The sequence below is a fragment of the Paraburkholderia sp. D1E genome (assembly GCF_052682275.1).
The window spans coordinates 5,712,054-5,734,158 of record NZ_JBQYMB010000001.1 but is presented as its reverse complement, the minus strand read 5'-3'; the positions used below and the strand labels follow the sequence as shown (position 1 = coordinate 5,734,158).

Genomic DNA, 22,105 nt, shown 5'->3' with positions numbered 1-22,105 from the left:
CGTGTAATCAATGCACGTGGCCCGTCCCCAACGCGAGAGAGAGAACACATACCAAATGAACAAAAAACTGATCTGCGCGACGCCTATCGCGATCGCAGCAGCGTTGAGTCTGTATGCGTGCGGCGGCGACAATGTCACCCAGCAGCCGGATATCACCTCGATCAAGACGGTCGTGGTGATCTACGCGGAGAATCGCAGCTTCGACAATCTGTACGGCAACTTCCCGGGCGCCAACGGTCTGCAGAACGTGACGGCGGCGGGTGCCACGCAGGTCGACCGCAACGGCACGGCGCTTGCAACATTGCCGCAAGTGTGGAACGGTCTGACGCAAACCGGCGTGACGCCCGTGGTGACGCAGGCGATGACGGCCAACCTGCCGAACAGCCCGTTCGCCATCGACGACCCGAAGGGTTTCAACACGCCGATCACGGCCACCACGCGCGATCTGTATCACCGCTTCTATGAAAACCAGATGCAGATCAATGGCGGCAAGAACGACAAGTTCGCCGCGTGGGCGGATTCCGGCGGCCTCGTGATGGGTCACTACACGCTTAATGCCGACAAGCTGCCGTTGTGGAAGATCGCCCAGCAATATACGCTGGCCGACAACTTCTTCATGGGCGCGTTCGGTGGCTCGTTCCTGAATCACCAGTGGCTGGTTTGCGCGTGCACGCCGACTTATCCGAATGCGGACAAGAGCCCGGCCGCGGCCTCGATCTCTTCGGTTGAAAGCGACGGTGTCACGCTGAAGCTTGCGACCAACTCGCCGGCTTCGGCGTTGAGCGGGCCGCCGAAATATGTGCTCTCGGGCAACCTGACGCCAGACTTCTACGCGATCAACACGATGCAGCCGCCGTATCAGCCGAGCGGCAACAAGGCGGCTTCGGGCGGCGACGCGAATCTCGCCGATCCGACCCAGGCCACCACGCTGCCGGCCCAGACGCAACAGCATATCGGCGATCTGCTGAACAACGCGAAGGTGTCGTGGGCGTGGTACGGCGGCGCGTGGGGCGCGGCAGTGTCGGCGGCGCAAACCGGCACGTCGAACGTGATCTACGGCGCGAATCTGACGGCGCCGAACTTCCAGCCGCATCACCAGCCGTTCAACTACTTCGCCGATCTCGCACCGGGCTCCGCGAACCGTTCGCAGCATCTGCTCGACGGCGGTCTGGCAGGCTCCGAGTTCATCAAGGCGATCGATACCGGCACACTGCCGCAGGTGTCGTTCTACAAACCGCAGGGCAACCTGAACGAGCACGCGGGTTACACCGACGTCGCTTCAGGTGACCAGCACATCGCCGACCTGATCTCGCATCTGCAAAAAAGCCCGCAGTGGAACAACATGCTGGTGGTCGTGACGTACGACGAAAACGGCGGCTTCTGGGACCACGTGGCGCCGCCGAAGGCCGATCGTTGGGGGCCGGGCACGCGGATTCCGGCGCTGATCATCTCGCCGTATGCGAAGAAGGGTTTCGTCGATCACACGCAGTACGACACGACGTCGATTCTGCGCTTCATCACGCACCGCTTCTCGCTGCCGACGCTGCCAGGCATCGCCACGCGCGATGTTGCGCTGGTCAGCAATGGCAGCAAGCCGATGGGCGACCTGACGGCCGCGCTGAACATCAAACAGTAAGCGCCGGGCAATGCCTTTAGCGATGAGCGGACGGCATCAGACGCTCAACGCTCACCGGTCCGCGATAGTTCTGCGGACCGGGAATGCCAGTAAGCAACAGTCCGCCTGATGGCGGGACCTTGACGGGGCAGCTTCGGCTGCCCTTTTTTGTGTTCGTCGCACGCGCTAACCGACGACACACGAAACGCGTGAAAGACCCAGGCGGCGACACACTGCGTTTTCATGACCGGCGTATGCTTCGACGCAGGGCGCGATCATTCCCGCCGATGGCGGCTCGAAACCCTTAGCGACGTGTTGCAGGCTTGCCCACTCATCCAGGAGTTCGACAGCATGACTGAAAAAATCATCAAGGTCCCCGGCCCCGATCATCCGATCACGGTCGAGCCGGACACAGCCCGCGTGGTGGTCAAGGTAGCCGGCCGCGTGGTCGCGGATACACGCAATGCGCTGGTGCTGCGCGAGGCGTCGTATCCGGCGGTGTATTACATCCCGCGCAATGACGTCGAGATGACGCTGCTGGAACGCACCGATCACGCAACCTACTGCCCGTACAAGGGCGATTGCGCGTATTACAGCATTCCAATTGGCGGCGAGCGGACAGTGAATGCGGTCTGGACCTACGAGTCGCCCTACGCAGCCGTGAAAGAGATCGCCCAGCATCTGGCGTTCTATCCGAACCGGGTCGATTCCATCGACGTACAGCCGGCAGAGTAAACGGCTCAAGCGCGCATCGCAGCGGTGAGGCTTCGGTGCGCGGCGCCAGGCATTTGAAGTACGGCAGGAGGGACTCGCCCCCCACCCTCCGCGCGCATGCGTCGTTCGAGCTTGGCGCTGGTGAAGTTGCGGTCCCGATGGTTCACCGCCTTGAACTTGCTGCCGTCGATTGCGACCAATGCATCGGAGAACAGGTCGAGACGCTGACAGAGCATGACAAACTGACGGCATACACTGCGAATGGCCTTGCCGTTGTCCTTAGAAACCGCGCGATGGTCTTGAAGTCAGGCGCCAGGCGACCCGTGAGCCACATCAGTTCGACGTTGCGCTGGGCCTCGCGTTCAAGGCAACGGCTGGATTGAATACGGTTCAGGTAACCGTAGTAGATCTTGAGCATCACGGATGGGTGATACGACGGCCGACCAGTCAACGCTGGTTCGACGCCTTCAAAGCCGAGCTTCTGAAGATCAAGCTCGTCTACAAAGACATCAACTACGCGCACGGGATTGGTGTCCGTTACGTAGCCGTCAAGTGCTTCGGGGAGGAGAAAGCTCTGAGTACGACTGTCGCCTTGAACGAACCGCTTCATCTCGCTCATCCCCCGCTATAGGATGAAGAATTGTAGCGCTCCAAAAATGCGTTTTGACACGCTCTGGGCCGAACTCAGCCGGACGATGAGCGGTTCAGTTCGACCCAAACCAGTCCGACGTACTTTGAAATTCGACGCTCTTAGCGGTCTTCGACCAACTCGCCGAGCCGCGACAAAAAGAGCTTAAGGATGGGTGATGTGTTGGTGCGGCTATAGCCCAGCACCAGATCAACGGTCGGCACTTCTCCTGCGAGCGGCCGGCTCACCACCGACCAGGGCAGCAGGTTCTTCAAGTAAGCCGGCATCAGGGCCAGGCCGCGTGTTGAAGCCACCAGCGACATCACCATCGCCGGGTTGTCCACGCCCTGCGTCGGCGTCAGCACAACACCCTCGCGCTCCAGATAGGCATCGACCACAGTTCGCAGCACGCGGGCCTTGTTGGCCATGGCCACGAAGGATTGCCCCACCAGCTCCTGCGGACGGATGGATTCATGCGATGCCAGCGCATGGTCGCTGGGCATCAGCACCACGAAAGGCTCCTGCGCCACCGTGGTGTAGTCCAGATCGAAGCCAGGCTCTGCACGCAGGAATGCCAGGTCCAGCCGGCCGCGCGCCAAGGCATCGGCAAGGTCCGGCGAGTAGTCACTGGAGACGGTGACGTCGATGTTGGGCAACTGGTCTCTCAACAAATGCATCGCCTTGGGCAGCCAGCTCATCTCCTGCCCAGTCAGGAAGCCCAGCGCAAAACGCTGCTTGCTGGGCTGCGCCGCCCGGCGTGCCGCTTCCACGGCCGCATCCACCTGGCTCAGCGCCAGACGCGCATGGTCGATGAAGGCCTTGCCGGCCGCCGTCAGTTCGACACCGCGGGCGCTACGCGTCAGCAGTTCCGCGCCCACCTGGTCCTCCAGGTCGCGGATCTGCCGGCTCAGCGACGGCTGTGACGTGTGCAGCCTTTGCTCGGCCGCCACGGTCAGGCTGCCGGTCTCGGCCACGGCAATGAAGTAGCGCAGGTGTCTCAGTTCCAATCGAGTCTCCATCAGTTTCCATGCTTCGCAAGCATGCCCACCAGCTTACAAAGTCTTTTTCTTTCAGATCATGAACCCCTAAATTGTCCTCCATGGCGGGGAATATCGCTCTGACACAAGGAAGCAGCCCCTCGCTTCATACGCCACAAGTCATACCTGAAGGAAAAAATCATGAGCCAACCCGTTATCCTCATCACCGGCGCCCTGACCGGCATTGGCCGCGCGACTGCCTTGGCTTTTGCCAACAGCGGAGCCCACCTCGTCATCTCCGGCCGCCGCGCCACCGAGGGCAAAGCCTTGGAGGCTGAATTGCATCAACTCGGTGCGCAAGCCCTCTTCATCCAGGCCGATGTGCGGCACGACGAAGAGGTGCGTGCGTTGGTGGACCAGGCCGTTGTCCGATTCGGTCGCATTGACGTTGCCGTCAACAATGCCGGCACGGAAGGCCAACCAGGCCTGATCGTCAACCAGACGGCCGACAGCTACGCCGCCACCTTCGATACCAATGTGCTAGGCACCTTGCTGAGCATGAAGCATGAGCTGCGCGTGATGACCGCTCAGAAGCGTGGCAGCATCATCAACATTTCCTCAACTTACGGCCACGAGGGTGCGGCCTATGCGTCGGTGTACGCCGGCAGCAAGCATGCGGTCGAAGGCTTCACCAGGTCGGCAGCGCTGGAGGTGGCCGCTTCGGGCGTGCGTGTCAACGCGGTCGCGCCAGGCCCGACCGACACGGACATGCTGGACCGCTTCACCGGCACGCCAGAGAACAAGGCCGCGCTGGCCTCCGGTGTACCGCTGGGTCGGGTAGGCAAGCCGGCCGACATCGCGGCCGCCGTGCTCTTCCTTGCTTCCGAAGGCGCCGCTTTTGTGACCGGGCAGATCGTCACTGTTGACGGCGGCAAGACCGCTGGCTGACAAGACCCGACACCAACTCATCACCCTGGCCGCAGTGCCCCGAGCCATGGGGGCGGGCCTTGCTTTGCCAAAAAACAGGAAATCATTCCATGAATCACGATACCCACCAAACTGCCCCGACTCAATACGTCGAGGCCAATGGCGTCCGCTTCGCCTACCGCCGCTTCGGCAAGACCGGCGGCGTGCCTTTGCTGCTCAATATGCATTTCACCGGCACCATGGATCACTGGGATCCGACGGTGACCGATGGCCTGGCCCAAGAACGCGAAGTGATCCTCTTCAATAACGCCGGCATCGCCAGCAGCAGCGGCGAGGTGCCGACCTCGATCGAAGGCATGGCTGCCAACGCCGCGGGCTTCGTCAAGGCGCTGGGATTGGCGCAGATCGACGTGCTGGGTTTCTCGCTCGGTGGTCTGGTGGCCCAGGAGATTGCGCTGGCCGAACCTGCGCGAGTTCGCCGCCTGGTCCTGGTGGGCACCGGTCCGCGCAGCGGCGAAGGCATGGCGACCTTGACGCCGGAAGCGCAAGACATCTTCGGCGCCAACTATGCCGAGCCCGACCATCTGTGGCTGCGCGTGTTCTTCACGCCCTCCGCCGCCAGCCAGGCCGCCGGTCGCGCTTTCTTGCAGCGCTTCCGCCACCGTGTTGAAGGCCGCGACCCCGAGGTCAACGACAAGGTGGCCCCGGCGCAGATCGAAGCCTTGGGCAAGTGGGGCGCACCACGCGAGAACCCCTTCGACTACCTGAAGGCGATCGCCCAGCCCACGCTGGTCATCAATGGCGACAACGACGTGATCATCTACACGAGCAACTCGTCCATCCTGCAGCGCCACCTGCCGAACGCCCAACTGATCCTGTACCCGGACGCGAATCACGGCTCGCAGTACCAGTACCCGGAGCGCTTCGTCGCCCACGTCAACCAGTTCCTGTCCGAAGGCAGCGCAAGCGCCTGAGCGGCAGCCAACAGTACCATTCACGAACCATTAATCATGACGAACTCGCTCACAGGCAAGACCGCCCTCGTTACGGGCGCTTCCCGCGGTATCGGCCGCGCCACCGCTTTGGCCTTGGCCGATGCCGGTGCCCAGGTCCTGATCCACTACAGCAGCGGCGAGAAGGAGGCGGCAGACGTGGTCGATGAGATCCGCCGCGCCGGTGGCAAGGCCGAAAAAATTGGCGCCGACCTGAGCAAGCCGAACGGCCCGCACCAACTGGCCCAACAGGTCCGCGCCATCATCGGCGGACGCCTGGACGTGCTGGTGGCCAATGCGGGCATCTCCAGGGCCGCGTCGATCGAAGACACCACGGTCGAGGACTTCGACGCGCTCTTCGCCGTCAATGTGCGCGCGCCTTTCTTCCTGGTGCAGCAACTTCTGCCCGCGCTGTGCAAAGGCAGCAGTGTGATTCTGCTGTCATCGCTCGCGGCACACGCCTCGGTGGGCGCGCTGTCTGCCTACGCGGCGACGAAGGGTGCCATCGACACCCTGGTCAAGCACTGGGCCTCGGCTCTGGGCGCCAAGGGCATCCGTGTCAATGCGGTAGCGCCTGGCGTGGTCGAGACCGACATGTCCAACTTCACCAGGACCGACGCCGGTCAGGCCATGGCGCTGGGCATGCAAGCGCTGCAACGCCTGGCCCAGCCCGAGGACATCGCCGGCGCCGTCGCCTTCCTGGCCTCGGATCAAGCGCGCTGGATCAGTGGCGACACCTTACGCGTGGATGGCGGCTCAAAGCTCTGAGCCGTAAGCGCCCCGTCAAGCCCTCTCATAAGAGCTCATCATGTCCAATTCCATGAGCCAAAGTGGGTCGCCTGGTCTGCCAGCGAACCGGCAGCTTCGGTACTGGCGATACAGAAGGCTCAGCCTTTGAAGATGCTCAAGACGAGCTCGGTTGCGTTGCTCGTCGGTTTGCTCGTGTCGGCCATTGGCATAAAGCAAACCTCGCTGGCCACCTTCATGATCAGCACGGCCTTGCTCGGGATCGGCTATGGCACGGGATTCCAAGGATCCATCCGCAGTGTCGCGGCACTGCTGGCGCAAGAGGCGCGTGCTGGGGTTCTCTCCATCCTGTTCATCGTCTCCTACTTCTCCATGGGCGTGCCGGTCATCCTCGCCGGCTATCGCCTGACGGCGACGGGAAATGTTCAGCACACGGCCGAGGAACTCGGCATTGCGGCCCTGGTCTTGGCCATCGCGGCGCTGCTGGCTGAGCTGCGTGGCCACGGTCAACGCTCGTCCGGCGAGTGAGCAGTCAAATAGCTTTGCTCGTGTAGGTGGACTTGTGTGAACCCATCAGCCTGTTTGCCGGGTTTATTGCGAAACTTACGGTGGCTTGCTGGCTTACGTCATGCAAACCGTGGGCGCTGCCGACCAGGAGAGAGGTATCGCACTTCAGCGAATCAAATGACAAACCGGGAACGGGCCGGTCGCCAACGACTCTTGATGGCCCCCGAAGAGACCTTCGGAATTCTCGGAAACGGTCACTCAACCGACGATCCCGCGACGGACATCGCCCCCCGCCAGCGTCACCGCGGCCTCACCTGAAACTTCTCTCTCGCCCACGATGTGTATAGGTTTTCCGATGTTTCGCGCCGCATCCTGGATGACTCTTTCGCATCTTCGCCCACGACGTAACGTAGCTGCCCCGCCTCGTCTGTCGCCGCATCAAGGATGGCTTGCGCCACGTCGTTTTCAGATGCCAATTGCAGCTTTGACGATTGCATGTACATGTTCATAGTCTGGTCAACGAGCGTTTGATAGGCGACCGGTACTGAGATCGTCGCTGCCTGCTCGACCGTCTTGCGCACCAGACTCGTTCCTGGCACAAAGCCTGGTTCTATCAACTTGACCAGGATGTTTTGCGACTGCAATTCATACTGCAGCGATTCCGTCAGTCCCTCGACCGCGCACTTGCTCGCGCTGTACGCCGACATCAGTGGTTCGGGCAGGATTGCGGAGCCAGAACTGACATTTATGATTCTCCCCTGGCCGAGACCCCGGAAATGCGGGATGACGGCTTGCATTGTCTGCATGTAGCCGAAGACATTCGTTTCGAACAAGTCACGAACAACGTCCATCGGCGTGGCTTCAAACACGGAAAACAACGCGAGTCCCGCATTATTGACAAGGCAGTCGATGCGGCCGAAGTGCTCGATCGCACGGCTGATCGCCGACGCGATCGTTGCGACGCGTCGCACATCGAGCGGGACGACCAAAAGGTTTGAAGAGGTCTCCTGACCCAGCCAGCAGGAGGGGTCACGCATTGTCGCGACGACGTTCCAGCCGGCTGTCAGAAATGCTTGCACCGTCGCTTTGCCAAACCCGGATGAGCAACCCGTTATTAAAACTGTCTGCGCCATATTATTTCCCGTTCTCTGTGTTGATCAATTGCCACATCGGGACTGTAGACGGCACTAATTGGACGGTCTATAAGTAAGGCTCCATAGTTTTTTAGTTATCGTCCAGAATGGAACCCCTTACACAACTGATCACCCTTCTGCGACCGGAAGCGCTTGGCCTCAAACATTTCGAGGGAGGGGGAGATTGGGCACTTCGCTTCCCGGCGGACAGCCACGTCGTATTCGGTCTCTTCATATCGGGCACTTGCCGGTTTGAAGCAAAAGGGTTTCCGTCTGCGCTTATGGAAGCAGGTGACTTCCTGTTGATGCCCGCCCCTCCCGCGTGGATGCTGACTAAAGGCGAAACTGGGACGCCCGTCGAATTTGATGCACTTCGGCATTCGTCGGATTCACTGGTGTCGTTTGGATGCGGTGTGGAGACGACCCGGATCATCGGAGGTCACTTTTCCTTTGCCACGGCCAACGCGGATTTGCTGAACGGGCTCATGTCACCGGTCATACACATCGGTCATGCCAACACCTCGGCTTCCACTTTGCGCGGCATCGTCGAACTGATCGACCGGGAAGCATCATGCTCGCGCCCAGGACGCACGTTTATCCTCAGCCGTCTTCTGGAAATCATGCTTGTAGAAGCGCTGCGATCCCAGAGTGCCGTCCTTGATGGAGAGGGAACCACAAAGCCCGGTTTGCTGGCCGGCCTTGCCGATGAACAGCTTGCGATTGCATTGCGCGAAGTTCATGCGGACAGTGGGAGGCAATGGACCGTTGCATTGTTGGCTGCGTCCGCCGGAATGTCGCGTTCCGCCTTCGCTGATCGATTTACGCGAGTGATTGGAACAACACCTATCGACTATGTGTTGAACTGGCGAATGGCATTGGCAAAAGACGCGTTGCGCTTCACCAATCGTCCATTAGTCGAAATTGCTACGGCGATCGGCTATGGATCGACAAGCGCATTCAGTACAGCCTTCAGTCGCATCGTCGGATGTTCGCCTGCACGATATGCCGAAAGGCGTCGCACACCCGCAGGGGGACGGCGGCCCTAAGCAGCAACCAGCGATCGTCAACCATCTGATGACGTGAGCCGACCGTCCGCCCTCTGACCCACTCCGGCCGTTCGCATAGCTGCCCGCTAAACGGCTGCTTCCGAAAAACTCCAGACATGCCACCGTAGCGGGAAAGCACAGTCGATGAGCATTTACCATTCGGCCTGCTGGGAGCTCCGCGGCGAAACGCTCACCCAGCCAAGAATTAAGCCATGCTTCGGCCGGTACGAGTCTTCCGCGAACGGTCAGTCCGCGGATTGATCGGGTGGGGTTCCTTTCTTGAAATCTTGTACCTGACTCGCCAATCACCATGCCAACGCCATCTGCGCGCAGCAAATGCCAAAGCCAACCCGGCTTAACGGCAGTCAGACACCGCAACTTGAGATCTCGATTGGATAGCCGCTTTGGGGTGCGCCGCTGACACTTGAATGTCCGGGCGAGCTTTCCGATTAGTGACGCTTCATGGCCGCACTAAGCCCGACGACGACCGACTCAGATCGACCCGAACCAGTCCATCGCACTTCTCGCAAGCGGACGATCGCGCGTTGATCAAATCAGGTTACATAGTGGTTACACATGTCGCAGACACGCAAAACAGACGCAGAAAATTGCGCTATAACCCTTTGAATTTATTGGTACGGCAGGAGGGACTCGAACCCCCCACCCTCGGCTTAGAAGGCCGATGCTCTATCCAGCTGAGCTACTGCCGTATTGACGTGAGGCGATGCTACACGAATGTGTACAACATGCATCGCCCGCAATGAGAACCCATATCGGGCATTGGAACCTGCGCAATATCACTGCCGCAGGGTTCGTGGGATACCGAAATTCTAACTGACCGGGCGGGGCTTGGAAATCTGATCCTCCGCGCGGCAACACCGATCTGCAGTCGACCCGCCTCGCCACAAAACAAAACGGGCCCGACAGGTTGAGTCGGGCCCGGATTATAACCGATCACCTCTAACCCGCCATCGCCTGTCGGCACTTAACGGGCAGTAGCGGGCATAACGAACGCAATCAGACCGGCTGCGGATGCAACATAAACCAGCCGAGGAACAGGATTCCCGCGATCACGCAGTACACGCCGAATGAAGCCAGACGTCCGCGGCCTTCGAAATAGCGCATCAGAAAACGCACGCTGAGATAGGCGGCGATTGCCGTCAACACACCGCCGAGCAATGCATCGGCGAGTTGGCCCGGCGCATGGAACAGTTTCGGCAATTCGAGCACGCCGGCCGCGAAGATAATCGGCGTGCCGAGCAGGAACGAAAACTCCGCGGCCTTCTCAGTCGTGAGACCGGCCGCATTGCCGGCGATCATTGTCAGACCGCTGCGCGAAAAGCCCGGAATCAATGCGCCGATCTGCGCGAGACCGACGAAAAACGCCTGGCGGAAGGTCAGCTTCTCCGGCGGCTGATGCGCGCGCGAGCGCTGCAGACGATCGCCGAACCACAGCAGCACGCCGTTCACGATCAACGCAATCGCAACGATGCGCAGATCGTGGAAAATTCGCTCGAGCCGTTTCTCAAGGATCAGCCCGACGAGACCCGCCGGAATCGTGCCGATGATGAGCGCCCACATCATGTGCGCGTCGTCATTGCGACGGCCGCCGAACGAAGCGAAGAAGCCGCGCACCAGCGCACACCAGCGCTTGCGGAAGTACCACAGCAGCGCGAACGCCGTACCGAGGTGCAATGCGACGAGGAACGGCAGCAACTGGGGCGCATGCTTGTCGATATGCATACCGAACAATGCGGGCACGAGCAGCGTATGGCCGAGGCTGCTGACCGGGAACAATTCGGTGACGCCTTGCAGCACGCTCAGGAAAATCAGAAACGACAGGTTCACGCGGCGGTCCTTGTAAGGAAAATGTCGGGGAACAGCGCGCCGCAATAGAAAGTACACGGCGCGTCAAAAGCGCACCGATTATGCCTGGCTGCAAAGTCAGCGCCAAGCGTTTGAACCGCATTTGGGGAAATATTGACGCGCTGCGTCACAACTGGAAACCGTTGTTACGCCGCAGAAAAAGAAACAGAGCGCCGCCGGCAGCTGCCCTGTCATCCTGGTTGAGGATTCGGTGCGCTGGAAGCGCGAGGCTCATGCCAGGTCCGCGTTGACGGCCCAGCAGATGGTGAAGCAGATGACCGGATTAACGCTCGAGCTTGTAGAAGAAGTAGACCGTGCTTACCGCGAACATGCCGAACAGCGCCACACCCATTGCCATTGCGAGATCCATAAAGCCTCCTGAGCCGATCTCGCCCGGTCTTTGAAGTGACCGGGCAGTCCGTGGATTATCGGTAAAGATAGTGCTTCTCCGACACCCGCAATTTCCCCAGAAGGGTTTCCCCGTAGCGCAAAGCAGCGCAAAATCGTTCTCTCGCGAGTTGTCATGTGGCGCGTTCAACCGTTCTCAGCCCGCGTTCGAGCCGCGCTCGACTCACGCGTAGCTCGCATCTGAATCACACTCTCACGCTCGAATTCACATTCCAACCCCTTTACCAACCAGCCCATCGACCATGCCCCTCTCCCCGCAACAGGACATTCTCGAGATCGCCCAGGACACCTCTGTGCTCCGTTTCGCGCCGCAAGCCGGTGGCCGTCTTCTGTCGTGGATCATCGACGGCGAAGAGGTGATTCATTGGCCCGAGAATGCCGACTGGAGCCAGCCCGCCAGGATCCGCGGCGGCAACCCGCTGTTGTTTCCGTTTCTCGGCCGGCATCGCGTTGACGGCAAAATCGGCTACTGGCGTGACGCACAGGGCACGGTACGCGAATTGCCGATGCATGGTTTTGCGCGCGACCTGCCCTTCGCAGTCCACGCCGACGTGCACGGCGCCGGCCTGCGCATGATCCTCACCGACAGCGACGCGACTCGCGTCGGCTATCCGTTCGGCTTCCGCTTCGAAGCGGCGTACCGGCTGATCGATACGCATACGCTGGAAGTCACGCTGAGCACCGCCAACACGGGCGACACGCGGCTGCCTTACTACGCCGGTCATCACTTCTATTTCACGCTGCCGCACACGCAGCGCGCCGAAACCTCGCTGGAACTGCCCCGCACCGAACGGTGCTATCAGCAGGACGACGGCTCGATCAGCCCGTTCGAGCCAGGCGCGGCGCGCTACACGCTCGACGAGGCGCGTATTCACGATCGCTTCCATTGTCTCGCCGGTGCACCGGACCAACCCGTGCGCCTCGTCGCGCCGGGACTTAACCGGCTCATCACGATCGATCTGCAACGGCCGGACTCGGTGCCCTGGTACGCGGTAACGACATGGACCGAGGCCGCGGACTCGGACTTCTACTGCGTCGAACCATGGCTGGGTCTGCCGGACGCGATTCACAACGGCATGGGATTGCGTTGGCTCGAACCGGGACAAACCGAGACGGCTGCACTGCGTATCGGAGTCAGCAAGCTGCGCTAATTGCAGGTTTTCCGCTCGTCGCGACGTGATGGGGCACGCGGCTTTTCGCCGCGTTCCCGTCGTTCGTATCCTCCTCTGCGTCCGTTTTTCGGATGCTGCAGCGCAAAACCGTTAGAATCGGACGCTTTGCATCTACCTGCCACGTGATCGGGATCGGCGCGTGGCAGCGCTTTGCGAGGTCCAATGCTTAACCCAACAAGAATGATGAAACGGCTCGCCTGCGCGTCTTTGCTGGCGGTGCTTGCCGCCTGCGGGTCCGCTCCGGTGGGCCCAGGCTTTTACCGCGTCGAACGGGGCGATACGCTATCGAAAATCGCGCGCAGCAACCGGGCGTCGGTGCAAAGCATCGTGCGCTGGAACAATCTGACCAACCCTGACAGCATCGAGGTCGGGCAGGTGCTGCGCGTCACGCCGCCAGGTAATGGCGCTGCGGGCGGGTCCGCAAGTGGCGCAATACGCAGCAGCGGCTCAGGAAGCGCGAGCGCTTCGGCCGCGCCGCGTTCGGCTCCGGCCGATAGCGCGCCGACGTCCGCGCCGGCTTCGACGATCTCGCTGGTGTGGCCGGCTGACGGCACGGTGATCCGGCGCTTCGACGGCTCCAATTCGAAGGGTGTCGATATTTCCGCGGCGGCGGGCACCCCGGTGGTCGCCGCCGCGCCCGGCACAGTGGTCTACGCGGGTAACGGCTTGCGCGGTTACGGCAACCTGCTGATCATCAAGCACAATGCCGATTACCTGACTGCCTACGCACACAACCGCGTGCTGCTCGTGAAAGAAGGTCAGTCGGTCGCCCGCGGTGAAAAGATCGCCGAAATGGGCGACACCGACACCGATCGCGTCATGCTGCACTTCGAACTGCGTTATCAGGGCCGCTCAATCGACCCATCGCGGGCGCTGCCGCCGCGCTAGCGGTCTTCCGAGAGTGAGTTGGGCCGTTGCTTCTGCGCCCGCTTCCCGCGATCAGGCACGCGCCCTGCAAGTGCAGTCGAGGGAACCGGGCGTGCTATAAAACGCTCAATCCTATGCATGACGTGGCCTCGCGCCACGTCTTCCCCCGTCATCTGTAAGGAATCTGCAATGAAGAGCGCAATTGCGTCCGTCGCGACGGCCGCGGCGATCGGCCTCGGCCTGCTTACGCTCGGCAGCCTCAGCGGCTGCTCGAGCACCACTACGATGACTTACCTGCCGAGCGGCGACACGGGCTTTGCCATCAATTGCAGCGGCAGTGACGCCAGCTCCAGTTGGGCCGAGTGCTACAAGCGCGCCGGCGAAGTCTGCGGCAACTATGGCTACGACGTCGTTTCGAAGGACGTCGACAACGGCGCCACCTCGGGCGGCTCGGTCGGTGGGATTTTCGGTGCGAATGTGAAGAACCGGTCGATGGTGATTCGCTGCAAGCAGTGAAGGTAACGTAGCAATGCAAGGCACAGCGCGGCTCGAATTAGCGGCGGCGTCAGCGTCCGGAGCGCGGATCGACACGTGCGGCGAAGGCGAACAGCACGCGGAGCGCAATCGGACAGATGCCGAGGAAAATGATCAACCAGGTCATGACCGGCGGTAAGAAAAAGTAACTTTTCATGATCCGCGCCACGTGTGAAACCGCAATGACTCAGGATGGAATCGGCAATGACCGGGAAGAAAAAAAGCCCGGCACGAGGCCGGGCTAACGGGGGTTCGGCGCATATCGGCAAAGGACCGGTTCACCATGCGCCAGAACTGAATCTAACAACCCGCTTTTACAAGCGCAATCTATTAATTGTGCAGATAATGTGACGCGGCGCACGGAATCCGCATTACGTGAAGGAAAATACCGGGAATAAACGGGGTAATTATCTTATCTGCTCCGGACGACATACCACGGAAACGGCGAGCCCATAATCCCATGAGTCGCTCACAAGACCTTATGAATCAAACATCTACCTCGCGTCACCGAAAAAGACTGACAAAAGCCCTCTGGCGGATTTCCGCTAGCCGCGTCCGGTATGATTTTGACGCTTTACGCATTGCGAACCTTTAGTGCGCCAACGCACCATATCGACGCACTAGCAAATAATGAGCGACGCGCATAGACAACGTGTTTCTTCACAACAAATTCGCGAATGGCGAATACATTAAAAATCTTCAAATCAACCGACAAATTGCGAAGTCGCAAATCGGCTGTTTTTAATTAATCGATAAATCGGATGATAAGCAGATGCAGCCATTCGTTCAAGCTGGCCGAATGGTTAAAAATCGGCCAGCTAGAAAACACGATCACATGACTCGCAACCCGAGTTCGGTCACGAGCACCGCCGCCTGCTGATGCGAAATCGTCGCGCCTTTGAAAAGCGCCGCATCGACGAGCCGCACGCCGCTCAAATCAGCCTCGCGCAGGTCCGCACCGTCAAAGCGCGCGCCTTTCAGATGCGCATCCTTCAGACTGCCGCCATCGAAAATCGCCTCGCGGAAGTCGACCCCGGCCAGATCGGCATCGGAGAAATCGAGTTGCTGGAGCGTGGCCTTACGAAACGACAGACCGCGCAAATGCGCGCCCACCAGCAAGGTTTCGACGAAGCTTAAACCGAGCGACGTGCATGCTTCGAAATTGGCGCCGGTCAGCTTGCAGCTGTGAAACGACGCCGAGGCAAGCTTGGCGCGCCGCCAACTGGTGTTGTTCAGATCGCTCGACTGAAACGCCGCGTCGACCAGATCAGCCGACGCGAAATCCGCCTCGCGGCCGCGACAACGGACCCAGCGGGTATGCGACAACGTCGCGCCGAAAAACGAGGTTTCAACGATCGTGCAACGATGAAATTCGGCGCCGCGCAGATCGAGTCGCGATAGATCGGCGCCTTCGAAATCGCAGTCGGTGAAGTGCAGCGGTTCTTTATTGCCCGCCTTGTTTGCCGCACCATTCGCCGCAAGGAGGCGCTCCAGATCCGTGCGCGTGAGGGTGGCTCCGGTTACCACATGAGCTTGCGCGCCTGTTGCCGGCGCCGTTGAATCCAGTGACATGAAGGTTCAGAATGAATTTCGAAAGACACTAAGCGTACCGGAACGCGCCCCGCCCTGGCGGTCCGCGCCAATGGTTTATAGTAACGGCCCCGTCAGAACCCGCTTACGATGACTTCCAACGACGCCACTCATAGCCCGCTGTACGCCAAGCTGCTTGCCGAAACCGCCAAAATCGGCTGGGCCGAACTCGAACGCTTTTTCGCCCGCGGTATTTTGCTGCGCGTCGCGCGCGACATCGATCTGGTAAGCGTCGCCGAGGCCATCGCCAGCGACGACACCACACAGGTCACGCAATGGCTGTCTTCCGGCCTCGTCGAACGCGTGCAGGCGGAAACCGCCGCCGATTTCGCCGAGCGCGATCCGGATCTGTGGGCGGTAGTCGTCTCGCCATGGGTGTGCGTGCAGGAACGCAATTGAGCGGCAGCGCGGATGCGCCGAAAGAAGTACCTGTGAGGGGCGGCGCGGCCGCGACAACGGCGGCCGTTCCTGTGCGCTGGCACCGCCGGGTGCTCACGCTGGCGTTTCCAATCGTCCTCGCCAATCTCACACAGCCGATTCTCGGCGCAGTCGACACCGCCGTCGCCGGCCATCTGGACGGCGCCTCCTATCTCGGTGGCGTGGCGCTCGGCGGCCTGTTCTTCAATTTCGTGTTCTGGGGCTTCGGCTTCCTGCGCATGGGCACCACGGGCCTCGTCGCGCAAGCGCACGGCGCGGGGGATCACGCGGAGTTGCGCAACAACGTCGTACGCGCGTTGATGCTCGCGGCGGCGATCGGCGCAGCGGTGCTTCTGCTACAAGTGCCGCTGATCGGCTACGCGTTGCGCTTGATCGGCGGCAGCGACGCGGTACAGCACAACGCGCAGATCTACTGTCACGCACGCATCTGGGCCGCGCCGCTCGCGCTCGGCAACTACGTAGTGCTCGGCTGGCTGCTTGGCACGCAGAAGGTACGACTCGCGCTGCTCTCACAAGTGTTCATCAACGGCGTGAACATCGCGGCCGTGCTGCTGTATGTGTACGTATTCGATTGGGGTGTGGCCGGAATCGGTGCAGCCACGGCCACGGCCGACGCACTCGGCTTCGTGCTCGGCGCCGCGTTGTTGTGGCATGGCAGGCCACGCGGTTTGCCCGCGCTGAACCGCTCCACCCTCTTCGACGCAACTGCGCTGAAGCGTCTGGTGGTGCTGAACCGCGATATCTTCGTGCGCACGCTCTGTCTGCTGTCGTCGTTCGGCTGGTTCGCGCATCTTGGCGCGAGGCAAGGTGACGCCACGCTTGCCGCCAACGCGCTGCTGCTCAATTTTCAGACCTTCATGGCCTACGGACTCGACGGTTTCGCGCACGCTGCAGAAGCGTTGGTTGGCGCGGCGATCGGTGCGCGCGACCGCCACGCTTTCGCGCAGGCCATCAAGGTGACGTCGCTGTGGTCCGCGCTCGGCGCGCTGGGCTTCTCGCTGGTGTACTGGGGTGCGGGCTCGTGGATCATCGAAGGCCTGACCAATCAGGCCGCGGTGCGCGCCACGGCCGAAACTTATCTGCCGTGGGCCGCGCTCTTGCCGGTGATCTCCGTGTGGGGTTTTCTTCTCGACGGCGTGTTTATCGGCGCCACTCGCACGCATGAATTGATGACGTCGATGATGGTGTCGTTTGCGGTATTCATCGCGGCGTCGTGGGCCTTGCTTGCGCTGTACGGCAATCATGGCTTGTGGGCCGCGATGCTGATCTTCATGGCCGCTCGCGGTGTCACGCTCGCGCGCTTTTTGCCGGGCGTGGTGCGTGGCATGGCGGGCGCCTAGCCCTTGTTCGGCATCCGCCATGCATGCGCCGTGTGTTTTTGTCTTACGAACGTGCGCGGCTTGCTGCGCTGTACATGAACGACGCGCTATGCGCTCATTCCTGCAACGCCACATGCAGTTACGGCTTGAAACAAGCGCACACATATCACGCGTACACCTCGTCCTAGAATAAACGCAGCCCGCGCTTTCCGCGCGAACAGTCTGCGCGGGTCAGAAGGCCCGGCGTGCCCGCGCCGGGCCTTCGCTTTCATTCCCGGCAAGCGGTCAAAGCGTGGGCGCGATGACGGGCGGCCGGTCGTCGGTGGGCACGCCGTGGTAATCGACGGGATCTTTCGGCGGCGGACCGCCATGATGCCCGGAAGGGTCGTTGGCACAGCCGGCGAGCCCGGCAGCCAGCATCAACGCAATCAACAAAACGCGGTTCATAGACTCTCGAGACAGAATGACAATAACGGCAACAAAGCGCCGAGAGTCTACCTGCAATTCGTATTTGACGACGTCGCGCCTGGCAGTCTCCCTCCTCCCATTTTGTTACGCGTGACCTACTATAAAGGCATGACTGCGTGTCATAGGAGGACTGCCATGGACGCTGAATCGATCGCAGGTCTGATCGGACTTGCAATAGGTCTGCTCGTGCTGCTCGCCCTGTCGATTTTCGAATCGAGAACCTACAAGCGCGAACACGACGGCGAAGGCATGCTGCATCACTGGGTCACACACCAGCACATGCCACGCTGGATGCGTCGCCGGCACTGAGGGGATAAACCGGCCGCGCGTGCGCTTGTGCACATCCCGAACGAACGCACACCGCGGCGCAACTTTTTGCGGCCCGCTACCGGCGCCCGAGACCTTTTTTCACCCCGACGCAATTCGTGATTGACTCTGGCACCCAATGCCACGTAGAATCTCGGATTCGTCGGAGCGTAGCGCAGCCTGGTAGCGCATCTGATTTGGGATCAGAGGGTCGAAGGTTCGAATCCTTTCGCTCCGACCACGAAAAAGCAATACGAAACCCGCGTCGCCTTCGGCTTCGCGGGTTTTTGCTTTTTGGGCGGCAGGCGCTCGGGGGTCCGCGCGGACTGATGCAAACTCAGGCCTATGGCGCGATGGGTTTCATACAGATCACGTGCTGACTCGATGAAAACCACGTAAAAGCCGCGTGAAAATTGCGCGAGCGCTCAATACGTTTCGCCTCGACATATACGCCAACCCACATACCAACGTGTACCGACATAATCCGGCGCTTATACCATCCGCCCGCGCCGCCGCCTTGCGCCCTAACGAGCCCGCATGCGACAGTGATTGAAAACCCGGCGCTGCTTTCTACGCCGCAACCGGAGTCAAGGAGACACGCATGAATCTGATCCTCTGGCGTCACGCCGAAGCTGAAGAATTCGCCGCCAGCGATCTCGCCCGCGCGCTCACCACGCGAGGCCGCAAACAGGCGCAAAACGTCGCCAAGTGGCTGCGCACCCGCCTGCCTGACGACGCAGTGATCCTCGCGAGCCCCGCAGTGCGCACCATTCAGACCGCCGAAACCTTGAGCGACCAGTATCGCGTGGTGCGCGAACTCGCGCCCAACGCCAGCGCGGACGATGTGCTCAAGGCCGCCGGTTGGTCAGCAGGCATTGCACAGACCGTGGTGATCGTCGGCCATCAACCGACGCTCGGCCACGTTGCGGCGCGTCTGCTTGGCAACAGTGAAGCGAGTTGGCCGCTCAAGAAAGCCGGCCTGTGGTGGATCGAAAGCCGTGAACGCCACGGTGACGACCAGGCCGTGCTGCGCGCGGCAATGACCCCCGATCTGATCTGAACCGGCTGCGCCGCCTGGCGATCAAAGCGGCCCCAAGGCCCGCAAGTCGCCACGGTCGCACAGAAACAACACACGGGCCGCCCCGACCCACGACATTACAAGCCGCGCGCACGCAGCTTACGGGCCGTCATCCAATCGTCATGGCTTTGCCATGCGAGCGTCACCAGGCGTTACTACATTGGCGAAAAAAGAAATCTCCCTTTTTTCGACCAGGACGCCACATGCGAGAACTGCCGACGCCCACCCTGCCCCTGGCTTCGATCTTCGAAACGCGTCGCCTGCCGCGCGCCGAAGAGACGGTCACCGCCCAGCATCGCCTGCAAGTTACGTGGGCACGCACCGACGAGGAACTGCGCGAGGCCCAGCGTCTGCGCTACCGTGTATTCGCTGATGAAATGGGTGCTCGTCTGACAGGCCCAGCCGGCCTCGACGTCGATTCGTTCGATTCATACTGCGATCACGTGGTGGTGCGCGATCTCGACACGCTGAAGGTGGTCGGCACCTATCGCGCGCTGCCGCCCCACCAGGCCGCCCGTATCGGACGCCTGTATGCCGAAAGCGAATTCGACGTGTCGCGTCTCACGCATCTGCGCGCGAAGATGGTCGAAGTGGGCCGTTCGTGCGTGCACCCGGACTACCGCAGCGGCTCGGTGATCATGTCGCTGTGGGCAGGGCTCGCCGCATACATGAAGCATAACGGCTACGAGACGATGCTCGGCTGCGCGAGCGTCGCGATGGTCGATGGCGGCCACTATGCGGCGAATCTTTACTGCTCGCTGCGCGACAACGCGCTGACGACACCGGAATATCGCGCGTTCCCGCACACGCCGTTGCCGGTCGAAGAATTGCAAACCGGCGCCGAGGTCGCACCGCCGCCGCTGGTCAAGGGCTACCTGCGCCTCGGCGCGAAGATTTGCGGCGCACCGGCCTGGGATCCCGACTTCAATACGGCGGACTTTCTGACGCTGTTGCGTCTGACGGATATCAACGCGCGTTACGCACGGCACTTCCTCGGCGACGCATCGCCGCGCTAAGCGGCACGGCTCGGCTCGGCGCGCAAACCGTCCGGCTAATTCAGTCGACGACGATGCGCATAAAAAAAGCCCGGCCGTTCCGCCGGGCTTTTTCATTTACACCGCATGACGCTCAATCGTCGGTGTAGACCACGCGATAAGGGATGCCAACCTTCTCCCACTCCGCAGCCTCCTGGGTCAAGCTGTAGTCGGTCAAGGGATTGTTCGCCACCCACTCGTTCGGCAAACGCACTTCATAACCGCCGTTGACCTGCGCGACCGCGATACCCGGCAAGCCGACATCCGCACGCCGGCGGCACAAAAGCGCCGCGAGCCGCAGACAGAACAACAATGGCCATTCCACTTCGCGCGTTTGCGACAGCTTGCCGAGTTTCCCCGCGTGGCCGAGCACCAGCGCGGCGAGCCGCGCCTGGTCGGTGCGCGAAAAGCCCGGCATGTCGGCGTTGCTGGCGATATAGGCCGAATGCTTGTGATAGGCGCTATGAGAAATCGACAGCCCGATTTCATGCAAGGCCGCCGCCCAGCCGAGGAACATGCGGTTCTCGACGCGACGCTCCTGATCCGGCTCGGCAAACTGGTCGTAAAAGCGCACCGCGAGTTCACCGATACGCCCCGCCTGCGCGCGATCCACGCCATAACGGCGCATGAAGCCTTCCACCGTCACCGTGCGCATATCCTCGTGCTGCGAACGGCCCAGCAAGTCGTAGAGCACCCCGAGGCGCAGCGCGCCGTCTGTCGTATCGACGTAATCGACGCCGAGTTCGTCGAACACCGCGATCATGATCGACAACCCGCCAGCCAGCACCGGAATGCGATCGCCCTTCAACGCGACCAGTTTCAGACGATTGACGTTCTCCGCCTTGATCAGCGCGCGCTTGAGGCGCTCCAGCCCGCCGCGCGAGATGCCGTGCGTGATGCCCGGATCGTTGAAGCCGTTTGCCTCGACCAGCTCGGCGAGCGCCCGCGCAGTGCCGGACGAGCCGATGGCCTGTTCCCAACCGGTTTTCTTATACTCGGCGGAAATGATCTGAATTTCGCGGCCCGCGGCGAGTTCGGCCTGCCGCATCGTGTATTCGTCGACATTGCCCGCCGGGAAGAATGCGCGGCTATGGCTCACGCAGCCGATATACAGGCTCTCCATCTTGATGGGCGTGTAGTGCGAACCGATGATGAATTCCGTCGAGCCACCGCCGATGTCCACCACGAGGCGCTTGCCCGCACTCGCGGGCACGGAGTGGGCCGCCCCTGCATAAATCAGACGGGCTTCTTCACGCCCGGCAATCACTTCGATTGGAAAGCCGAGCGCGGCTTGCGCCTCACCGAGGAACTCGCTCGCGTTCTTGGCGATACGCAGCGTGTTGGTGGCAACGGCACGAACGTGATCGGGATGAAAGTCGCGCAGCCGCTCGCCAAAGCGCTTGAGCGCGTCCCAGCCGCGCACCTGCGAGGCGCGATCCAGCATCTTGTCGCGCGACAGACCGGCGGCAAGACGCACCGACTCGCGCAATGCGTCGACCTGATAGATCTGGCTGCCCGCATCGGTTTCCTCGACCCGGCCCACGATCAGCCGGAAGCTATTCGAGCCAAGGTCGACGGCAGCAAGGAGTTGTGGCGTATTGACCATCGGGTAAGCGGACTCCATGCGCGCGTGCGCGGCGGCGTTGGATGCGGAAGGTGCCGGATGCCCACCGGGCACCTTGGGCGCCTTATGGCCGGCCGCGCTGTTCAAAGACGCCATTTTAAGCGTACCGGACCTC

Annotated in this window: 22 protein-coding genes, 2 tRNA genes and 1 pseudogene; 16 read left to right on the top strand and 9 right to left on the bottom strand. The window is 61.3% G+C overall.

All coding sequences use genetic code 11. The features are described 5' to 3' along the window. Positions 1-55 precede the first annotated feature (55 nt). Entirely contained in the window at positions 56-1,636 is a 1,581-nt protein-coding gene (locus tag ACUN0E_RS25895) for an acid phosphatase (RefSeq protein WP_445568368.1), read from the top strand. Between the two features lie 330 nt (positions 1,637-1,966). Then, positions 1,967-2,350 (top strand): DUF427 domain-containing protein, encoded by a 384-nt coding sequence (locus ACUN0E_RS25890; RefSeq protein ID WP_445568367.1) that lies wholly within the window; start codon positions 1,967-1,969, stop codon positions 2,348-2,350. Positions 2,351-2,445: 95 nt separating this feature from the next. On the opposite strand, the pseudogene ACUN0E_RS25885 reads toward ACUN0E_RS25890, so the two are convergent. Both ACUN0E_RS25885 and ACUN0E_RS25880 read right to left on the bottom strand, forming a co-directional pair. Continuing rightward, a pseudogene (locus tag ACUN0E_RS25885) lies at positions 2,446-2,939 on the bottom strand (transposase); the annotation flags it as partial. Between the two features lie 140 nt (positions 2,940-3,079). Further along, positions 3,080-3,964, bottom strand: a complete 885-nt coding sequence (locus ACUN0E_RS25880; RefSeq protein WP_408242152.1) for a LysR family transcriptional regulator — start codon at positions 3,962-3,964, stop codon at positions 3,080-3,082. A 171-nt stretch (positions 3,965-4,135) separates the two neighbouring features. On the opposite strand from ACUN0E_RS25880, the gene ACUN0E_RS25875 reads away from it, so the two are divergent. The 4 genes from ACUN0E_RS25875 to ACUN0E_RS25860 all read left to right on the top strand — a co-directional run bounded on the left by ACUN0E_RS25875 (position 4,136) and on the right by ACUN0E_RS25860 (position 7,128). Further along, complete coding sequence (locus ACUN0E_RS25875; RefSeq protein ID WP_408242154.1) at positions 4,136-4,882, top strand: SDR family NAD(P)-dependent oxidoreductase; 747 nt, start codon at positions 4,136-4,138, stop codon at positions 4,880-4,882. A gap of 89 nt (positions 4,883-4,971) precedes the next feature. Continuing rightward, a complete protein-coding gene (locus ACUN0E_RS25870; RefSeq protein ID WP_445568366.1) occupies positions 4,972-5,835 on the top strand; it encodes an alpha/beta fold hydrolase in 864 nt (287 codons plus the stop codon). A 36-nt stretch (positions 5,836-5,871) separates the two neighbouring features. Beyond that, positions 5,872-6,621 (top strand): SDR family NAD(P)-dependent oxidoreductase, encoded by a 750-nt coding sequence (locus tag ACUN0E_RS25865; protein ID WP_445568365.1) that lies wholly within the window; start codon positions 5,872-5,874, stop codon positions 6,619-6,621. A 126-nt stretch (positions 6,622-6,747) separates the two neighbouring features. Then, positions 6,748-7,128, top strand: a complete 381-nt coding sequence (locus tag ACUN0E_RS25860; RefSeq protein ID WP_445568364.1) for a hypothetical protein — start codon at positions 6,748-6,750, stop codon at positions 7,126-7,128. A gap of 278 nt (positions 7,129-7,406) precedes the next feature. On the opposite strand, the gene ACUN0E_RS25855 is transcribed toward ACUN0E_RS25860, so the two are convergent. Beyond that, entirely contained in the window at positions 7,407-8,240 is an 834-nt protein-coding gene (locus ACUN0E_RS25855; RefSeq protein WP_408341181.1) for an SDR family oxidoreductase, read from the bottom strand. Between the two features lie 107 nt (positions 8,241-8,347). On the opposite strand from ACUN0E_RS25855, the gene ACUN0E_RS25850 reads away from it, so the two are divergent. Beyond that, complete coding sequence (locus tag ACUN0E_RS25850) at positions 8,348-9,286, top strand: AraC family transcriptional regulator (RefSeq protein ID WP_445568363.1); 939 nt, start codon at positions 8,348-8,350, stop codon at positions 9,284-9,286. 633 nt (positions 9,287-9,919) lie between these two features. On the opposite strand, the gene ACUN0E_RS25845 is transcribed toward ACUN0E_RS25850, so the two are convergent. Next, positions 9,920-9,996, bottom strand: a tRNA-Arg gene (locus ACUN0E_RS25845). Between the two features lie 307 nt (positions 9,997-10,303). After that, the gene (locus ACUN0E_RS25840) at positions 10,304-11,134 is read right to left on the bottom strand and encodes an undecaprenyl-diphosphate phosphatase (protein WP_408222093.1); all 831 of its coding nucleotides are present in this window, start codon (positions 11,132-11,134) and stop codon (positions 10,304-10,306) included. Positions 11,135-11,802: 668 nt separating this feature from the next. Here ACUN0E_RS25840 and ACUN0E_RS25835 point away from each other — a divergent pair. The 3 genes from ACUN0E_RS25835 (at position 11,803) to ACUN0E_RS25825 (ending at position 14,115) form a co-directional block, all read left to right on the top strand. After that, positions 11,803-12,711, top strand: a complete 909-nt coding sequence (locus ACUN0E_RS25835; protein ID WP_408222095.1) for an aldose epimerase family protein — start codon at positions 11,803-11,805, stop codon at positions 12,709-12,711. Between the two features lie 183 nt (positions 12,712-12,894). After that, on the top strand, positions 12,895-13,620 hold the full coding sequence (locus ACUN0E_RS25830) for a peptidoglycan DD-metalloendopeptidase family protein (RefSeq protein ID WP_408222097.1): 726 nt from the start codon (positions 12,895-12,897) through the stop codon (positions 13,618-13,620). A 168-nt stretch (positions 13,621-13,788) separates the two neighbouring features. Beyond that, a complete protein-coding gene (locus ACUN0E_RS25825; protein WP_408222099.1) occupies positions 13,789-14,115 on the top strand; it encodes a hypothetical protein in 327 nt (108 codons plus the stop codon). A 49-nt stretch (positions 14,116-14,164) separates the two neighbouring features. Here ACUN0E_RS25825 and ACUN0E_RS25820 read toward each other — a convergent pair whose 3' ends face one another. Together ACUN0E_RS25820 and ACUN0E_RS25815 are read right to left on the bottom strand one after the other, a co-directional pair. Further along, positions 14,165-14,290, bottom strand: a complete 126-nt coding sequence (locus ACUN0E_RS25820; RefSeq protein ID WP_445568362.1) for a hypothetical protein — start codon at positions 14,288-14,290, stop codon at positions 14,165-14,167. 674 nt (positions 14,291-14,964) lie between these two features. Continuing rightward, positions 14,965-15,705: a pentapeptide repeat-containing protein gene (locus ACUN0E_RS25815; protein WP_408519756.1), complete on the bottom strand. Its 741-nt coding sequence runs from the start codon at positions 15,703-15,705 to the stop codon at positions 14,965-14,967. Between the two features lie 108 nt (positions 15,706-15,813). Here ACUN0E_RS25815 and ACUN0E_RS25810 point away from each other — a divergent pair, with 108 nt between their 5' ends. Both ACUN0E_RS25810 and ACUN0E_RS25805 read left to right on the top strand, forming a co-directional pair. Beyond that, positions 15,814-16,122: a DUF2288 domain-containing protein gene (locus ACUN0E_RS25810; protein ID WP_408222103.1), complete on the top strand. Its 309-nt coding sequence runs from the start codon at positions 15,814-15,816 to the stop codon at positions 16,120-16,122. After that, positions 16,119-17,501 (top strand): MATE family efflux transporter, encoded by a 1,383-nt coding sequence (locus ACUN0E_RS25805; RefSeq protein WP_445568361.1) that lies wholly within the window; start codon positions 16,119-16,121, stop codon positions 17,499-17,501. The genes ACUN0E_RS25810 and ACUN0E_RS25805 overlap by 4 nt, the downstream gene beginning before the upstream one ends. Positions 17,502-17,765: 264 nt before the next feature. Here the strand turns inward: ACUN0E_RS25805 and ACUN0E_RS25800 are convergent, their stop codons facing one another. Continuing rightward, positions 17,766-17,927, bottom strand: a complete 162-nt coding sequence (locus tag ACUN0E_RS25800; protein ID WP_325045249.1) for a hypothetical protein — start codon at positions 17,925-17,927, stop codon at positions 17,766-17,768. Between the two features lie 156 nt (positions 17,928-18,083). Between ACUN0E_RS25800 and ACUN0E_RS25795 the strand changes: the two genes are divergently transcribed. The 4 genes from ACUN0E_RS25795 (at position 18,084) to ACUN0E_RS25780 (ending at position 20,348) form a co-directional block, all read left to right on the top strand. After that, positions 18,084-18,257, top strand: a complete 174-nt coding sequence (locus ACUN0E_RS25795; protein WP_445568360.1) for a hypothetical protein — start codon at positions 18,084-18,086, stop codon at positions 18,255-18,257. Positions 18,258-18,418: 161 nt separating this feature from the next. Then, a tRNA-Pro gene (locus tag ACUN0E_RS25790) sits at positions 18,419-18,495 on the top strand. Between the two features lie 360 nt (positions 18,496-18,855). Then, complete coding sequence (gene sixA, locus ACUN0E_RS25785) at positions 18,856-19,314, top strand: phosphohistidine phosphatase SixA (protein ID WP_408222108.1); 459 nt, start codon at positions 18,856-18,858, stop codon at positions 19,312-19,314. 221 nt (positions 19,315-19,535) lie between these two features. After that, on the top strand, positions 19,536-20,348 hold the full coding sequence (locus tag ACUN0E_RS25780) for a GNAT family N-acetyltransferase (protein ID WP_445568359.1): 813 nt from the start codon (positions 19,536-19,538) through the stop codon (positions 20,346-20,348). 112 nt (positions 20,349-20,460) lie between these two features. On the opposite strand, the gene ppx is transcribed toward ACUN0E_RS25780, so the two are convergent. Beyond that, positions 20,461-22,086 (bottom strand): exopolyphosphatase, encoded by a 1,626-nt coding sequence (ppx, locus tag ACUN0E_RS25775; RefSeq protein ID WP_445568358.1) that lies wholly within the window; start codon positions 22,084-22,086, stop codon positions 20,461-20,463. Between the last annotated feature and the right edge of the window lie 19 nt (positions 22,087-22,105).